This is a genomic window from Flexivirga endophytica, assembly GCF_014640635.1.
In the GTDB taxonomy this organism is placed as follows: Bacteria; Actinomycetota; Actinomycetes; order Actinomycetales; family Dermatophilaceae; genus Flexivirga; species Flexivirga endophytica.
Window position 1 is genome coordinate 68,749 of the sequence record NZ_BMHI01000009.1, and the last position, 15,664, is coordinate 84,412.

The 15,664-nt window shown below is 68.4% G+C and carries 14 protein-coding genes; 10 read left to right on the top strand and 4 right to left on the bottom strand.

Going from position 1 to position 15,664, the window contains the following annotated elements:
- Positions 1-19 precede the first annotated feature (19 nt).
- The 10 genes from glmU (at position 20) to IEX71_RS22050 (ending at position 11,293) form a co-directional block, all read left to right on the top strand.
- Positions 20-1,465: a bifunctional UDP-N-acetylglucosamine diphosphorylase/glucosamine-1-phosphate N-acetyltransferase GlmU gene (gene glmU, locus IEX71_RS22005; RefSeq protein WP_188839245.1), complete on the top strand. Its 1,446-nt coding sequence runs from the start codon at positions 20-22 to the stop codon at positions 1,463-1,465.
- The gene (locus tag IEX71_RS22010; RefSeq protein ID WP_188839246.1) at positions 1,462-2,439 is read left to right on the top strand and encodes a ribose-phosphate diphosphokinase; all 978 of its coding nucleotides are present in this window, start codon (positions 1,462-1,464) and stop codon (positions 2,437-2,439) included. Before glmU ends, IEX71_RS22010 begins: the two co-directional genes overlap by 4 nt.
- A 240-nt stretch (positions 2,440-2,679) precedes the next feature.
- Entirely contained in the window at positions 2,680-3,348 is a 669-nt protein-coding gene (locus tag IEX71_RS22015; RefSeq protein ID WP_188839283.1) for a 50S ribosomal protein L25/general stress protein Ctc, read from the top strand.
- A 347-nt stretch (positions 3,349-3,695) separates the two neighbouring features.
- Positions 3,696-4,280, top strand: coding sequence for an aminoacyl-tRNA hydrolase (pth, locus tag IEX71_RS22020; protein ID WP_373284668.1), 585 nt, complete (start codon positions 3,696-3,698; stop codon positions 4,278-4,280).
- Between the two features lie 46 nt (positions 4,281-4,326).
- Complete coding sequence (locus tag IEX71_RS22025; RefSeq protein WP_188839248.1) at positions 4,327-4,722, top strand: VOC family protein; 396 nt, start codon at positions 4,327-4,329, stop codon at positions 4,720-4,722.
- Between the two features lie 164 nt (positions 4,723-4,886).
- Positions 4,887-8,441, top strand: coding sequence for a transcription-repair coupling factor (mfd, locus tag IEX71_RS22030; protein ID WP_188839284.1), 3,555 nt, complete (start codon positions 4,887-4,889; stop codon positions 8,439-8,441).
- 97 nt (positions 8,442-8,538) lie between these two features.
- Positions 8,539-9,090 (top strand): YgdI/YgdR family lipoprotein, encoded by a 552-nt coding sequence (locus IEX71_RS22035; RefSeq protein WP_188839249.1) that lies wholly within the window; start codon positions 8,539-8,541, stop codon positions 9,088-9,090.
- On the top strand, positions 9,087-10,064 hold the full coding sequence (locus IEX71_RS22040; protein ID WP_229749952.1) for a nucleoside triphosphate pyrophosphohydrolase: 978 nt from the start codon (positions 9,087-9,089) through the stop codon (positions 10,062-10,064). Before IEX71_RS22035 ends, IEX71_RS22040 begins: the two co-directional genes overlap by 4 nt.
- 29 nt (positions 10,065-10,093) lie before the next feature.
- Positions 10,094-10,630 (top strand): orotate phosphoribosyltransferase, encoded by a 537-nt coding sequence (gene pyrE, locus IEX71_RS22045; protein ID WP_188839250.1) that lies wholly within the window; start codon positions 10,094-10,096, stop codon positions 10,628-10,630.
- A 36-nt stretch (positions 10,631-10,666) separates the two neighbouring features.
- Positions 10,667-11,293 (top strand): FMN-binding negative transcriptional regulator, encoded by a 627-nt coding sequence (locus IEX71_RS22050; RefSeq protein ID WP_188839251.1) that lies wholly within the window; start codon positions 10,667-10,669, stop codon positions 11,291-11,293.
- A 143-nt stretch (positions 11,294-11,436) separates the two neighbouring features.
- Here IEX71_RS22050 and IEX71_RS22055 read toward each other — a convergent pair whose 3' ends face one another.
- The 4 genes from IEX71_RS22055 to IEX71_RS22070 are packed head-to-tail and all read right to left on the bottom strand — an operon-like array spanning position 11,437 to position 15,564.
- A complete protein-coding gene (locus tag IEX71_RS22055; RefSeq protein WP_188839252.1) occupies positions 11,437-12,027 on the bottom strand; it encodes a GTP-binding protein in 591 nt (196 codons plus the stop codon).
- Complete coding sequence (locus IEX71_RS22060; protein WP_188839253.1) at positions 12,008-12,409, bottom strand: DUF742 domain-containing protein; 402 nt, start codon at positions 12,407-12,409, stop codon at positions 12,008-12,010. The genes IEX71_RS22055 and IEX71_RS22060 overlap by 20 nt, the downstream gene beginning before the upstream one ends.
- 9 nt (positions 12,410-12,418) lie before the next feature.
- The gene (locus IEX71_RS22065; RefSeq protein ID WP_188839254.1) at positions 12,419-12,829 is read right to left on the bottom strand and encodes a roadblock/LC7 domain-containing protein; all 411 of its coding nucleotides are present in this window, start codon (positions 12,827-12,829) and stop codon (positions 12,419-12,421) included.
- Entirely contained in the window at positions 12,823-15,564 is a 2,742-nt protein-coding gene (locus IEX71_RS22070) for a sensor histidine kinase (protein ID WP_188839255.1), read from the bottom strand. Before IEX71_RS22070 ends, IEX71_RS22065 begins: the two co-directional genes overlap by 7 nt.
- Positions 15,565-15,664: the final 100 nt, after the last annotated feature.

Sequence of the window (15,664 nt, forward strand, 5' to 3'; positions counted from 1 at the left end):
CCATCAGGAGTCGAATCCCGTGACCGCAACACCCGCAGCCGTCATCGTCCTGTCCGCAGGGGACGGCACCCGGATGAAGTCGCGCCGCAACAAAGCACTGCACGCCATCGGCGGTCGAACCCTCGTCGGGCACTCGGTGAGTGCGGCCGTCGGCACCGGCGCGCAGTATGTCGCCGTCGTGGTCCGCGCTCAAAAGGAGTCCGTCGCTGCCGCCGCGCGGGAGGTCTCCGAGGACATCGTCGTCGCCGAGCAGGACGACGTCTACGGCACCGGCCGTGCGGCCGAGTGCGGACTGCTCGCCCTGCCGGAGGACCTGTCCGGCACCGTCCTGGTCACCACCGGCGACACCCCGCTACTGACCGCCGAGACCCTCCAGCAGCTGACTGAGGAGCACGAGCGCGCGGCCTGCGCGGTCACCGTGCTGACGGGTGTCCTTCCGGACGCAGCCGGTTACGGACGGATCGTGCGGGACGAGCAGGGCAGTGTGCAGGCCATCGTCGAGCACAAGCAGGCCACCCCCGAGCAGCGGAAGATCGGCGAATTCAACTCTGGCATCTTCGCTTTCGACGCTGCGGTGCTGCGCGACGCGCTCGCCGAGGTCGGCGTGCACGCGGAGGCCGGCGAGAAGTACCTCACCGACGTCGTCGAGATCGCGGTTCGTCGCGGACTGCGGGTCAGCGGCCACGTGCTAGGGGACCTGTGGCAGACCGAGGGCGTCAACGACAAGGCACAGCTCGCCCGACTCGGCAAGGAACTCAACCGTCGCACCCTGGACGCGCTGATGCGCGAGAGCGGCGCGATCGTCATCGACCCCGACACCACCTGGGTGGACGTCGGTGTGAGCGTCGGTCAGGACACCGTCATACATCCGGGGTGTCAGCTGCACGGCGCCACGTCCATCGGCGCCGACTGCACCATCGGCCCCGACACCACGCTGACCGACACCGAGGTGCGCGACGGTGCGAGCGTCATTCGCACTGTGGCGCAGCTGGCGCTGATCGGTGACGAGGCGACGGTCGGTCCGTTCTCCTACCTGCGCCCGGGCACCGAACTCGGCCGCGGAGGCAAGATCGGCGGCTTCGTCGAGACCAAGAACGCCCAGATCGGCGACGGTGCGAAGGTGCCGCACCTGACCTACTGCGGCGACGCCACGATAGGCGAGGGCAGCAACATCGGGGCGGGCACGATCTTCGCCAACTACGACGGCGTGGCCAAGAGCCGCACGACCATCGGCAAGCACAGCTTCGTCGGCAGCAACTCGGTGATCGTCGCGCCGGTGCACATCGCCGACGGTGCGTATGTCGCAGCCGGCTCGACCGTCATCAAGGACGTCGCCCCGGGGGAGTTGGGGATCTCGCGCGCGGAGCAGCGCAACGTCGCCGGCTGGGTCGGCCGCAAGCGCGAAGGCACCGCATCCGCGGATGCAGCACATCGGGCACAGCAGGAAGGTTCTTCCAACCAATGAGCACAGGCATGAAGCGCACCACGGAGAAGAACCTGATGGTCTTCTCCGGTCGCGCGCACCAGGAGTTGGCCGAATCGGTCGCTGAAGACCTCGGCACCCAGCTGGTGCCGACCGAGTTGCGCGACTTCGCGAACACCGAGATGTACGTGCGATTCGACGAATCCGTACGCGGCTGCGACGCCTTCGTCCTCCAGAGCCACACCGCGCCGATCAACAAGTGGATCATGGAGCACCTGCTCATGGTCGACGCGCTGAAGCGCGCCAGCGCCAAGCGCATCACCGTCGTGACGCCCTTCTACGGCTACGCCCGACAGGACAAGAAGTCGCGCGGTCGCGAGCCGATCAGCGCCCGGCTGATGGCCGACATGTTCAAGACCGCCGGCGCCGACCGGTTGATGACGGTCGACCTGCACACCGACCAGATCCAAGGCTTCTTCGACGGTCCGGTCGATCATCTGCAGGCACTGCCGATCCTGACCGGCTACGTCAAGGACAACTACGGCGCCGAGGAACTCACCGTCGTCTCGCCGGACGCCGGCCGCATCAAGGTCGCCGAGCAGTGGTCCAAGCGCCTCGACGGCGCCCCGCTGGCCTTCATACACAAGACGCGAGACGTCACCCGCTCGAACGCCAGCGTCGCCAACCGCGTCATCGGCCACGTCGAGGGCCGCACCTGCATCCTGGTCGACGACATGATCGATTCCGGCGGCACGATCTGCCACGCCGCCGACGCGCTGATGGCGGACGGGGCGGCGAGTGTCGTCATCGCCGCCACGCACGCGATCTTCTCCGACCCGGCAGTGCAGCGACTGCAGGACTCGGTGGCCCGCGAGGTGATCGTGACCGACACCCTGCCGATCACACCGCAGAAGCAGTTCGACAAGCTCACCCCGCTGTCGATCGCACCGTTGCTGGGCAAGGCCATTCGCGAGGTCTTCGAGGACGGCTCGGTCACCTCCATGTTCACCCCCTGACCTCGGGCGGCGTGTAGCGCCCGATTTGGGGCGGCGCCGTCCTGCGGCATACGATGTGTGCCGCCAGCCTCGGCGAGGGACGATTCACGATCGGTCGTCCGTGATCGACAAGGTGTGCACCGCGAGCATTTCCGTATGCCGCTTCCGCGCGCACCGACCCCGGTCACTCACCGCTCGCGCCGCGTCCCGCGTCGAGGCAGCCACATCCATCAACTGCTGCTCGACGAAGCGAGGAAACTCATGGCTCTGAAAGAGATCCGTCTGGACGCCGAAGTCCGTACCGAGTTCGGCAAGGGTGCGGCCCGCCGCATCCGTCGTGACCACAAGATTCCGGCCGTGCTCTACGGCCACGGCACCGAGCCGGTGCACCTGACCCTCCCCGGCCACGAGTCGATGCTCGCGCTCAAGCACGCCAACGCGATCCTCACGCTGAACTTCGACGGCAAGCAGGAGCTGGCCCTGGCCAAGGACGTCCAGCGTGACGCCATCAAGCCGGTCATCGAGCACATCGACCTGGTCATCGTGAAGCGCGGCGAGAAGGTCACCGTCGACGTCGGCGTGCACGTCGAGGGCGAAGCCGCACCGGAGACCAACGTCGTCGTCGAGAACAGCTCGCTGACCGTCGAGGCCGACGTCATCGCCATCCCCGAGTCCTTCACCGTCTCGGTCGAGGGCCTCGAGGCCGGCAGCCAGGTCCTGGCCAAGGACGTCGAGCTGCCCGAGGGCGTCTCGCTGGTCTCCGACGAGGAGTTGCTCGTCGTCAATGTCAGCCAGCAGATCTCCGCCGAGGAGCTCGAGGAGGAGCTGGCTGAGGCAGAGGACGAGGCCGGCATCGAGAAGGACGAGTCCGAGGACGAGGCCGCCGAGGCCTCCGAGGGCGACTCCGAGGACGAGGGCGACAAGGCCTGAGGCACTTCCACGAAGTCGATGCGGCCCCGGTCCGAGATGGATCGGGGCCGCATTTGTCACCCCACGAAGTTCTCCCCCGCTGCGTCACCCCACGAAGTTCTCCCCCGCTGCGTCACCCCACGAAGTTCTCCCCCGCTTCGCTCCTCCGATACTTCGCGGGGACCCCGACTCGCTCCTCCGATACTTCGCGGGGACCCCGACTCGCTCCTCCGATACCTCGCGGGGACCCCGACTCGCTCCTCCGATACTTCGCGGGGACCCCGACTCTCTTCCCCAGATGTTCCACCAGGCTCCGGAGCGCGGTCCGGAATGCGTTATCTTCAAAGCGTTTCCGCGAGCTGATTGGGATCCACGTGACTGACGAAGCACCCTGGTTGATCGTCGGTCTCGGCAACCCCGGCCCCAAATACGCCGGCAACCGACACAACGTCGGAGCCATGGTGGTCGAGCGTATGGCGGCCGACGCCGGGGCCTCCCTGCGCGCGCACAAGGCCGGTGCGCTCGCGGCACAGGTCCGGGTGGCCGGCCAGGCGGCGATCATCGCCATACCCACGAGCTACATGAACGAGTCCGGTGGACCGGTCGCCGGGCTGATGCGCTTCTTCAAGGTGCCACTCGAGCACCTGATCGTGATCCACGACGAGCTCGACATCGACTTCGCGACGCTGCGGCTCAAGCGTGGCGGCGGCGAGGGCGGCCACAACGGGCTCAGGTCGATCAGCAAGTCGACCGGCAGCAAGGACTACCTGCGGGTGCGGGTCGGCATCGGTCGTCCGCCGGGGCGGATGGACGCCGCGTCATACGTGCTGAGGGACTTCAACGGCACCGAGCGCAAGGAACTGGACTTCCTGGTCCCAGACACGGTCGAGGCCGTGGAACTGCTGCTCACCAAGGGTCTGACCGACGCGCAGAACGTCATCCACGCCCGCTGAGCAGAACCGCTGTCAACGATCGGTGGGCGACGGTAGCGTCAGTCCCATGCATCGCAGCCGCATCGGAGTCGTCCTCATCGACCATCCGCCGGAGTCGTATGCCGCCGCGGCCGCCTTCTGGACCACCGCGCGGGGAAGTGATCGGGAGGCGACCGGCAGCACGACGCCGGAGGATCGTTTCGAGGGCTTGGACAGTTTGCCCGGCGGCGTCATGATCGCCATGCAACGCTTGGACGACGGGCGGCCACGCGTGCACCTCGACATCGAGACCGATGACGTCGACGCAGAAGTCGACCGGCTGGTCGCCGCCGGCGCGACGGTCGCCGAGCGCCACGACGAGGAGCACTACGCGATCCTCACCGACCCCGGCGGGCTGATCTTCTGCGTCGTGCCGGTGCAGAGCCGGGAGGGCTTCGCGGAGCACGCCGTCGTCTGGGAGTGACACCGGAGCGCATTAGAATTGACCACGTCAACCCCGTCTCGCCCGCGAACGGGGCCCTTTTGCGTGTCTGCGGCTGCAGGTGCGATGTGTGAAGGAGCTGCTCACCCGTGAGCCTGCAACCCGTGCTCGATCTGCTGGCGCGCGACGAAGCCGTCGCGCGGCTGATGTCGCACGTCGGCACGGCAAACGTCGTCGACATCGCGTGTGCGCCCGGTGTCCGTGGCCCGATCACCTCACTGGTGGCGCAGGGGGCGAAGGGGCGGCAGGCACGCACGGTCCTGGCGGTGACCGCGACCGGACGTGAGGCGCAGGATCTGGCCGCGTGCCTCCGCGGCTTCCTACCGGCCGAGCGCGTCGTGGAGTTCCCCAGCTGGGAGACCTTGCCGCACGAGCGGCTCAGCCCGCGCAGCGATACGGTCGGCCGCCGGTTGGCCGTGCTGCGCAGGCTGGCGCACCCCGACACCGCCGACGAGACGTATGGCGAGATCGGTGTCGTCATCGCCAGCGTCCGCGCACTCATGCAGCCCATCGCCAAAGGACTGGGCGATCTCAGCCCGGTGTCGCTGCGTGTCGGCGAGGAGGCGGCGCTGCCGGACGTGGTCGAAGCGCTTGCCGCGGCGGCATACACCCGCACCGATCTGGTCGAGCGACGTGGCGAATTCGCCGTACGCGGAGGCATTCTCGATGTTTTCCCGCCCACCGAGGAGCACCCGGTCCGGGTCGACTTCTGGGGCGACACCGTCGAGGAGATCCGCTGGTTCAAGGTGGCCGACCAGCGCAGCCTGGAGGTCGCCGAGCACGGGCTGTGGGCGCCGCCGTGCCGCGAGTTGCTGCTCACCGAGGACGTCCGGCAGCGCGCGGCCACGCTGGCCACGCAACTGCCGGGTGTGCAGGACATGCTGCTGAAGGTGGCCGAAGGCATCGCGGTCGAGGGCATGGAATCACTGGCGCCGATCCTGCTGGCCGGTGGCACCGCGGGCGGCATGGAGACGCTGCTGGACGTCATGCCCGACGGCACGCACGTGCTGGTCTGCGACCCGGAGCGGGTGCGGACCCGCGCACACGACCTGGTCGCGACCAGTGCGGAATTCCTCGGCGCCAGCTGGGCCAACGCCGCGGCCGGCAACGCCGTGCCGGTCGACCTGCAGTCGGTGCTCGGCACCGCGTCGTACTGGTCGCTGGCCGAGCTGCGCGACCACGCCCTGTCCAACGACCTTGCCTGGTGGGCGTTCTCGTCATTCGCCAGTGACACCGAGCTCGCGCAGTTCCAGGAGGACGACACCCTCGCCGGCGAGCAGGTCACCATCGGCACGGCCGAGGTACCGCTCTACCGCGGCAACACCGAGGAGGCGGTCGGTGACATCCGCGATTGGACGCGCGACGGCAAGCGCGTCCTCATCGTCACCGAGGGCCCCGGTCTCGGGCACCGCATTGGCGAGGTGCTGCGTGACCACGACGTGGCATCGCGACGCATCGAGCGCCTCGACGCCGGTGCCGTCGAGCTCGCAACCGGTGTCCTGGGCCATGGATTCACCCTCGAATCAAGCAATTTCGTCCTCCTCACCGAGAGCGACCTGACCGGCTCGTCGACGCACAGTGGCGGCAGCACCAAGGACATGCGCAAGATGCCGTCCCGGCGGCGCAACGTCGTCGACCCGTTGCAGTTGCACCCGGGCGACTTCGTGGTGCACGAACAGCACGGGGTCGGGCGCTTCGCCAAGATGATGCAGCGCACCGTCGGCGGAGCCACCCGCGAGTACCTGGTGATCGACTACGCGCCGGCCAAGAAGGGCCAGCCCGCCGACCAGCTCTACGTGCCGACCGACCAGCTGGACCAGGTCACCCGGTATGTCGGTGGTGAGCAGCCGTCGCTCAACAAGATGGGCGGATCCGACTGGCAGACAACCAAATCCCGTGCCCGCCGGCATGTGCGACAGATCGCCGCGGAGCTCATCCAGCTCTACTCCGCCCGGATGGCGACCGAGGGACACGCGTTCGGACCGGACACCCCGTGGCAGCGCGAGCTCGAGGACGCCTTCGCGTTCGTCGAGACCCCCGATCAGGCCAGCAGCATCGACGAGGTCAAGGCCGACATGGAGAAGTCCGTGCCGATGGACCGACTCATCTGCGGCGACGTCGGCTACGGCAAGACCGAGATCGCGATCCGCGCGGCGTTCAAGGCGATCCAGGACGGCAAGCAGGTCGCCGTGCTGGTGCCGACGACGCTGCTGGTCAAGCAGCACCACCAGACCTTCACCGAGCGCTATGCCGGTTTCCCGGTGGTCGTGAAGGCGCTGTCGCGATTCCAGAGCGACAGCGAGGCCCGCGAGGTGATCGACGGATTGCGTTCCGGTGCAGTCGATCTGGTCATCGGCACGCACCGGCTGCTGGGCAACGAGGTGAAGTTCAAGGACCTCGGGCTCGCCGTCATCGATGAGGAGCAGCGCTTCGGTGTCGAGCACAAGGAGCAGCTCAAGCAGATGCGCACCGCGGTCGACGTGCTCGCAATGTCCGCGACGCCGATCCCGCGCACCCTGGAGATGGCCGTGACCGGCATCCGCGAGATGTCCACCCTGGCCACACCACCGGAGGAGCGGCACCCCGTGCTCACCTTCGTGGGCGGCTACGAGGAGAAGCAGATCGGTGCCGCCATACGCCGTGAGCTGATGCGCGAGGGTCAGGTCTTCTTCGTGCACAACAAGGTCAGCAGCATCGAGAAGGTCGCGTCGCGCCTGCGGGAGCTCGTGCCCGAGGCGCGGGTCGCGACCGCGCACGGCAAGATGTCCGAGCACCGGCTGGAGGACGTCGTCACGTCGTTCTGGGACCGCGAGTCCGACGTGCTGGTCTGCACGACGATCATCGAGACCGGTCTCGACATCTCCAACGCCAACACCCTCATCGTCGACCGAGCCGACCGGCTCGGCCTCTCCCAGCTGCACCAGTTGCGCGGCCGCGTGGGACGTGGCCGCGAGCGGGCCTACTCCTACTTCCTGTTCCCGCCGGAGACGCCACTGACCGACACGGCACACGACCGGTTGCAGACGATCGCCAGCCACACCGACCTCGGCGCCGGCATGCAGGTGGCGATGAAGGACCTGGAGATCCGCGGCGCCGGCAACCTGCTCGGTGGCGAGCAGTCCGGTCACATCGCAGGCGTCGGTTTCGACCTCTACGTCCGCATGGTCGGCGAGGCGGTCGCCGACTTCCGCGGCGACGGCACCTCGACCGCGCCGACCGAGGTCAAGATCGAGCTGCCGGTCGACGCGCACCTGCCGCACGATTACGTGCCGGGGGAGCGGCTGCGACTCGAGGCATACAAGAAGCTGGCGACGGTCGAGGACGAGGCCGGGCTCGGCGAGATCGAGGCCGAGCTGCGCGATCGGTATGGCGCACCGCCCGAGCCCGTGCAGCACCTCTTCGAGGTCGCGCGACTGCGAGTCATCGCGCGGCAGGCCGGCATCGGCGACATCGCGGTCCAGGGCCGGATGATCCGCTTCGGACCGGTCGACCTGCGCGAGAGTCAGCAGTTGCGGCTGGAGCGGATCTACAAGGGCACGATGGTCAAGCCCGGTGTCCATCAGATCCTCGTCCCGCAGCCCAAGACCGCGCCCGTCGGCGGCAAGCCGCTGCGCAACACCGAGGTGTTGCGCTGGGCCGCGCAACTGATCAAGGCAGTGCTGCTGGACGACATCGGCGCCGCCGCCGGCGCGGCATCATGACCGGGCATCGCCCGGCACAGAGCGGGCTGGCATGATGCATCTGGTGTGGCGTCGCTCCACGCCCCACAGACTTCGTACAGGAGAAAGGCCAACCCGCATGCCGAGCCTCAGTCACGGTCGATTCGCCCTGGGTGCAGCAGCATCGCTGTGCACCCTCGCGCTGGCAGGGTGTGGCAGTGGCGGTGTGATGCACAACGGCAAAACGGCCCTGACCTATGACGGCAAGACGGTCAGCAACACGCAGTTGCAGACCGCGACCAAGGACATCTCGGCCTTCGTCGGTGCGCCGATCGAGCCGGGCGTCGTGGCCGGCCGGCTGGCGATCGGCCCGCAGATCGAGAAGTATGCCGCCAAGAAGGGCCAGACCCCGATCAGCGACAGCCAGATCCAGGCCCAGAAACCGAAGGTCAAGCTCTCCGACACCGCGCTCGAGGCGCTGCGCATCGACGCCCTGATCAGCAGCATGGCCAACAACGGCGACATCACCAATCAGAGCCTGCAGGCGCTGACCAAGAAGAGCGACGTCACGCTCAATCCCCGCTACGGCGCCTGGGAGAAGGGCAAGGGGATCGTCGCGGGATCGCACCCGTGGATCAGCGAGAAGCCGACCCCATCCGCCGCTGCGGCCCGGGGTCAAGCCCAAGGGTGAGTGACACCGCCGCGTTGCTGACGGTCCTGGTCACCAGCCCTCGGATGCCGGCCGGGCTGATGTCCCGGGACGCCTGGACGGCCCTGGAACACGCTGACCGGGTGCTGGCCGCCGACATCGAGGACCCCTTGCCGGCCGCGATAGCAGCGTCCGGCATCGAGGTCACCGCAATGCCGTTCGACTCGGCCGCTGCCGCGGCGCGGACGCTGGTCGGGTCAGCGGCGTCCGGTTCCGTGCTGTGGGTCGGCTCACCGGACGCCGACCCCGGCCTCACCGACGCGCTCGCCGAAGAACTCACCCGGCTGGACGAGCCGCCGCAGATCGAGGTGCTCGTCGGCTCCTGGGACCTGCCGGGCGCACGCCTACTGGACGCGGTCGCCGTGATGGACGCGCTGCGGTCTCCCGGCGGCTGCCCGTGGGACGCCGAGCAGACCCACCGGTCGCTGGCCAAATACCTCCTCGAGGAGGCCCACGAGACGGTCGAGGCGATCGAGACCGACGACGCAGAGCACATCGCGGAGGAGCTCGGCGACGTGTTGCTGCAGGTGCTCTTCCACGCCCGCATCGCCGCCGACGAGGATCCCGGCTACGACATCGACGACGTCGCAGCAGGTTTGGTGGAGAAGCTGATTCGACGGCACCCGCACGTGTTCGCCGACGGTGCGGCGAGCACGCCGGAGGAGGTCGAGCAGTCCTGGGAGCAGATCAAGGCCGCCGAGAAGACCGATCGCGACGAGGACGACCTGCTGGCCGGCATCCCCGCTTCGCTGTCGCCGCTGCTGATCGCGGAGAAGCTTCTCACCCGGGCGCACCGGCGCGGCATACACCTGTCGTTTGGAGACGGCACCGACGACAAGGCCGACCTCGGCGGACGACTGCTGGCGTTGGTCGCGGAGGCCCGTGCTGCCGGCTCCTCGGCCGACGCGGTGCTGCGCGCGACGCTGCGTGACCTCGCTCGCCCGCCGGCGGAGTAACCGCCGCACGGCATGGCAGGCTGCCGGGTATGACGAACTCCGCGCTCGCGTCGGCGATCGACGCACGGTGCCGGCTGCACGGGGAATTCACCCTGCGGTCGGGCCAGGTGGCCGACGAATACTTCGACAAATACCTCTTCGAGGGCGACCCGCAACTGATCCGTCGGGTCGCCGAGGAGATGCAGCCACTGCTGCCCGCTGACACCCTCGTGCTCGGCGGTCTGGAGCTCGGTGGTGTGCCGATCGCCGCCGTGCTCGGCCAGATCGCAGATCTGCCAACGGTTTTCGTGCGCAAGAAGGCTAAGGGCTACGGCACTCGCAAGCTCGCCGAAGGCGGCGCGGTCGAGGGCCGGCACGTCGTCCTGGTCGAGGACGTGATCACCACTGGCGGTGCCGTCATCGCGGCCGCGAATGCGCTGCGCGAGCTCGGTGCTCGTGTCGAGCTGGTGGTCTGTGCGATCGATCGGCGCCCGCCGGAGGCGACCGGCCTGGACGACGCCGCCATCGAAGTGCGGTCGGTGTTCACCCGTGCCGATCTGGACACGGCCCGCGCCGCCCATCGATGACTCGGCGCGCACTGGCCCGGTGCGATGATGGGCGCCATGGTCTATCTGCCCGCCCATGACGAGGCGACCTCCGCGGCCGACGTTGCAGAGCTGATCGCCGTCAACCCGTTCGCAACGTTGATCACCACGGACGGAACAGCGCTCGTCGCCAACCACATTCCGCTGTTGCTGGAGAGTGGTGCGGACGGAGAGAAGCTCATCGGGCACGTCGCACGCGCCAACGACGTATGGCGCGAGGGCAACCACGAGGGGGAGACTCTCGTGGTGTTCAGCGGGGCCCACCACTACGTCTCACCGACGTGGTACCCGTCCAAGCAGGAGCACCACCAGGTCGTGCCGACCTGGAACTACTTGGTGGCGCACGTGTATGGCGAGCTCGTCATACACGATGACCTGCGGTGGACCAGGGGAGCCGTCGCGAAGCTCACCGGCGTGATGGAGCACGGGCGTGCCGACGCGTGGCACATGGGCCAGGCGCCGGCCGACTATGTCGCCGGCCAGCTCGAGAAGATCGTCGGGATCGAGTTGCGGATCTCGCGCATCGTGGGGAAGTTCAAGGTCAGCGCACACCGCAGCAGTGCCGACCGCGGCGGTGCGGCCGACGGGATCGAAACCGACTCCGGCCCGTCGCCGCTGGTCGACGCGATGCGTGCCGTCGACTAGTCCGTCCATAAGTGGCAACGGTCGCCGGTTGGAGTGGCGCAATGGCCCGCATCCGGTGCATAAGTGGCAACGGTCGCCCTCAAGATGCGGTCATGCCCGCGAGTGGCGTGATTTGAGGACGACGGTCGCGAAGAAGGCGCGCCTCAGCTCGGCTGCGGAGCAACGCCATGATGCTGCAGCGCGAACTCCGTCACGCGCACCAGCGCAGTCTTGGCCGATTCGCGATCGCGGGCGTCGACCCGGATCAACGGGATGGTCGGAGAGATCGCCAGCGCGTCGGCGATCTCCTGCTCGGAGTGGACGCGCGTGCCGTCGAACTGGTTGACCGCGACGATGAACGGCAGCCCTTTGGCCTCGAAGTAGTCGATCGCGGAGAACGCGTCACCGAGCCGGGCGGTGTCGACCAGCACGATGGCGCCGATCGCGCCACGCACCAGGTCGTCCCACATGAACCAGAAGCGCCGCTGCCCGGGCGTCCCGAAGAGGTAGAGCACCAGATCGTCGGCCAGGGTGATCCGGCCGAAGTCCATCGCCACGGTGGTGGTGTTCTTGTTCGGCGTCGACGTGAGGTTGTCGGTGCCCTCAGACAGCTGCGTCACGGTCGCCTCGGTCGTGAGCGGGACGATCTCGGAGACCGCGCCGACGAGCGTTGTCTTACCGACACCGAATCCGCCCGCGACGACAATCTTTGTCGACGTCGTACGACGGCTCGGGTCAGAGGTCGCGGAGTCCACGCAAAGTCCTTTCGATCAAGTTGATGCGCTCGGCACTGGAGGTGCTGTCGGTGAGAGTGTTCTGCAACTGCACGTAACCGTGGGTGACCAGGTCACCGACGAGCACGCGGGCGACGCCGATCGCGAGTCCGGCACGGGATGCGATCTCGGCGACCGAAAGGCGTTCTGCGGCACACAGATTGGCGATCCGACTGCTCGGATCATGTGGCTGCCACCGTCGGTCGTGTCCGGCTTGGGTGAGCTCGACACTGGCTTCCATCGGCACGTCGACCGCGCTGGCGGTGCGGCCCGCGGTCAACGTGTAGGGCCGCACGACACTCGCGGCCGGCTCGTCGTCCTGGTCGACGGAACCGTCCCAGCCGTCCGGGTCGATGTCAGTCATGCCCGGTCATCACATTCTCGGCGCCGCATCCACGGCGCGGCCCACCCGCTCGACCATGATCGCCATCTCATAACCGATCTGGCCGATGTCGGCGGTCGCGGAGGTCAGCACGGCAAGGTGTGAGCCGTCGCCGACACTCATCAACAGCACGTAGCCGTGCTGCATCTCGATGATCGACTGCAGCACCGCACCGCCGTCGAAGAGACCGGCCGCACCCGTTGCGAGACTTGCCAGGCCGGACGACACCGCAGCCATCTGCTCGGCACGGTCGACCGGCAACTCGGCATTGCGGGCGATCACCAGACCATCGACGGACACGAGGACCGCGTGGGTCACCCCGGCCGTGTCCTGCACGAATCGCGTGACGAGCCAGTCGTATTGACCGTTGTCGCCTGCAGTCGTGGAGTAGTCGGTCACCATGGCCTCGATCCGTTGTCAGTGTCGTTGTCGTTGGTGCTCTGCCGGGCGCGTTCGACGCCCGCCTTGTAGCGGCTCAGCTTGGCGCGCAGCTCCTCCGGGTCACGCGTCGGTCGCGTGCCGGACTGCTCGACGCTGCCCGGGACGATGAATCGTCCTGGCTGCCGCTGAGGGAGTGCGCCTTCCTCGCTCGAGTGGTCCTCGGTCGCCACCTGCGCGGCCTCCCATGCCTGGTCCGTCGGTCCGCTGGACCACGTCGCGAACGGCTCACCGTCCGGAGTGAGCCAGCGCGAGCTGATCTGCTGGAAGATCGGAGTGTCCTCCTGCCGTGCAGGTGTATGGCGCACCGGCTCCTCCCGCTGCACGGCTGCCTGCTCCGCCGACGGGGCACTTGCTCCCGGGGCCTCGGTCCTCGGATGCCGTTGCGGCAGACCGGAGGTCGTCGTGGCCGACTGCGGCGGGCGATCGTCGGTTGCGACGGCCCGGCGGGCGGAGAAGAACGCCGAGGCGTTGCTCGCCCGCTCCGGGTCCGCCGTCGGCGCGGTGCCGATCGGGGAGACCCAGTTGCCGTTGCGTTCGGCTGTCGGAGAGACCCCTGCCGCCGCCGCTCGGGTTCCGAGCGACGCGGTGCCGCTCAACGAGGTCACGCCGGTCGCACCCGGGCGGCGACGAGGCAGCTCCGTGGTCTCGGTGACGTCGTCATCGCGGGCGTCGGCCGCCGCAGTCGACTCCCGCGTCGCAGCCGACGATTCCGACGCGCCCAACGACTCCGCCATGGCCGAGGACGACGGCTCGCTGGACGACCCCACGGACACCAGCGATGCGGGTGCGGTCACGGCATCCGCCTCCGGGCGGGCGTAGACGTCGGTGCGGTCCTCGTCGGCGGTCGCGAGCTCGGACGTCAGCGCCTGGACGGGCACGTGCACGGCGGCGATCGTGCCCCGCTGCAGCCGGGAGCGCAGCCGGACGTCGATGCCGTGGCCGTCACTGAGCCGGGCGACCACGAACAGACCCATGTGCCGGGTGGTCCCGAGGCCGAATCGACCACCCGCGGTGATGTCGTTGTTGAGCTCTTTCAGCTCGTCCTTGTCGATGCCGAGACCGTGGTCCTCGATCTCCAGCAGCACGCCGCCGTCGATGGCTCGTGCACCGCTGATCTCGACACGGGAGTCCGGCGGTGAGTAGGCCAGGGCGTTGTCGACCAGCTCGGCGATGAGGTGGACGAGGTCGGTGGCGACCTCCTTGTCGACGACGTGATCCGGTAGTCCGCCGACGTTGACCCGCTGGTAGTCCTGCACCTCGGAGACCGCGGCGCCGACGACCTGGGCGAGCGGCAGCGGCCGGGCGCGCCCGCTGCCGGCATCGTTGCCCGCGAGCACCATGAGGCTCTGACCGTTCCGCCGCATCCGGGCGGCCATGTGGTCCAGCCGGAAGAGGCTGTCCAGTCGGGTCGGGTCGTCCTCGGTGCGTTCGAGTTGCTCCAGGAGGTTGAGCTGCTGATTGACCAGTGACGTGCTGCGTCGGGACAGCGTCTCGAACATCTCGGTCATCTGCCGGCGCAGGGTCGCCTGTTCGGAAGCGAGTCGGATCGCCCGGTTCTGCATGTCGTCGACCGCGCGCGAGAGCTGGCCCGTCTCCTCGCGGCTGCTCAGGGCGACGCTCTGGATCCGGCCGACGCCCTGACCGGTCCGAACCCGCTCGATCGCCGCCGGAAGGTGCTTCTGGGAGGCGTCGATCGTGCTGCGCCGCAGGGCGGCGATCGGCCGCACGAGCAGCGCTCGGGACAGGAAGTAGACGGCCAGCGCGGTCAGAATGAGCAGCGCCAGGATGAGCGCGATCTGCAGCAGCGCCGAGCGGCGGGCGTCGTCGGCCTGCTTCTCGACCCGCTTCGTCGCTTCGCTCGCGGCGGACTGGTATGCCGGTTGGTAGGACTTGGTCACCGCACGGGTGACACTCATCACCTGGTCCAGGGTGCCGTCGGTCGTGAAGGCCAGCCGGCTGACGGTGTCCGACTGCAGTCCGGACACGTCCACAGCCGGCAGGTGCTCGGCCTGCACACGCTCGAGCGCGTCCCGCTCACCACCGACATCGGCCGCCAACTGCGTGCGCAGCGCGTTGCTGAAGTCCGTCCCGGCAGCCAGCTCCAACCGCTGGTCGGCGAGGTGGCTCTGCGCGGTGACCAGGTCGTGGAGCACGTTCAGCGTCGGGTCCGGGTGCACAGCGTCGAGGTCGTCCAGGAAGCCCAGCACGTCCGAGCTGATGGTCCCCGGCGCGAGCGTCGTGGAACCGGAGGTGGCGTTCGCGGCGGTGTCGAGGTTCTTGCCGGTGCTGACCGCGTCGTTGAGCAGGCTGGACTGGTGGCCGTTCAGGTCGGCCGACTTCATCGCGGACCGCAGCGTCCCCCGTGCCTGCTGGAACTGCGCACGGGCCGCACCCACGGTCTTGTCGGTGGCATTCGGACTCACCAGTTGCGTGGCGAGGTCCTGGCTGCTGGCGAGGTAATCGATCGCCGGCTCCAGCGCCTGGTAGCGGGTCTTCGCCTGCGACGCCGCCTGCGCGTCGGACCAGGCCCCGGCCACCCGTATGCCGACCAGGACGGTCGCGAAGACCAGCGGCAACGCGAGACAGGCGACCACTTTGCGGCGTACCGACCAGTCGCTCGGCGGCCAGAGGGTTCGGGTGACCGGTTTCATCTCGGTCGCGGGAGCCGTCGTCGCACCGCGGCGTGATTCGGGCATCGTGATGATTCTCTTCCAGGTCGATGACGCGGGCAGCGGGGTTGCCGCGTTGCCTCACGGGTGGTGCGCGGTCGGCGCCGTTGACGACCTGCACACGATC

What these genes read in the sequence shown, in the direction of transcription:
- IEX71_RS22010 (WP_188839246.1), top strand. Translation starts at nt 1,462, where the DNA reads ATGAGCACAGGCATGAAGCGCACCACGGAGAAGAACCTGATGGTCTTC.
- IEX71_RS22015 (WP_188839283.1), top strand. Translation starts at nt 2,680, where the DNA reads ATGGCTCTGAAAGAGATCCGTCTGGACGCCGAAGTCCGTACCGAGTTC.
- IEX71_RS22025 (WP_188839248.1), top strand. Translation starts at nt 4,327, where the DNA reads ATGCATCGCAGCCGCATCGGAGTCGTCCTCATCGACCATCCGCCGGAG.
- mfd (WP_188839284.1), top strand. Translation starts at nt 4,887, where the DNA reads ATGTCGCACGTCGGCACGGCAAACGTCGTCGACATCGCGTGTGCGCCC.
- IEX71_RS22035 (WP_188839249.1), top strand. Translation starts at nt 8,539, where the DNA reads ATGCCGAGCCTCAGTCACGGTCGATTCGCCCTGGGTGCAGCAGCATCG.
- pyrE (WP_188839250.1), top strand. Translation starts at nt 10,094, where the DNA reads ATGACGAACTCCGCGCTCGCGTCGGCGATCGACGCACGGTGCCGGCTG.
- IEX71_RS22050 (WP_188839251.1), top strand. Translation starts at nt 10,667, where the DNA reads ATGGTCTATCTGCCCGCCCATGACGAGGCGACCTCCGCGGCCGACGTT.
- IEX71_RS22060 (WP_188839253.1), bottom strand. Translation starts at nt 12,409, where the DNA reads ATGACTGACATCGACCCGGACGGCTGGGACGGTTCCGTCGACCAGGAC.
- IEX71_RS22065 (WP_188839254.1), bottom strand. Translation starts at nt 12,829, where the DNA reads ATGGTGACCGACTACTCCACGACTGCAGGCGACAACGGTCAATACGAC.
- IEX71_RS22070 (WP_188839255.1), bottom strand. Translation starts at nt 15,564, where the DNA reads ATGCCCGAATCACGCCGCGGTGCGACGACGGCTCCCGCGACCGAGATG.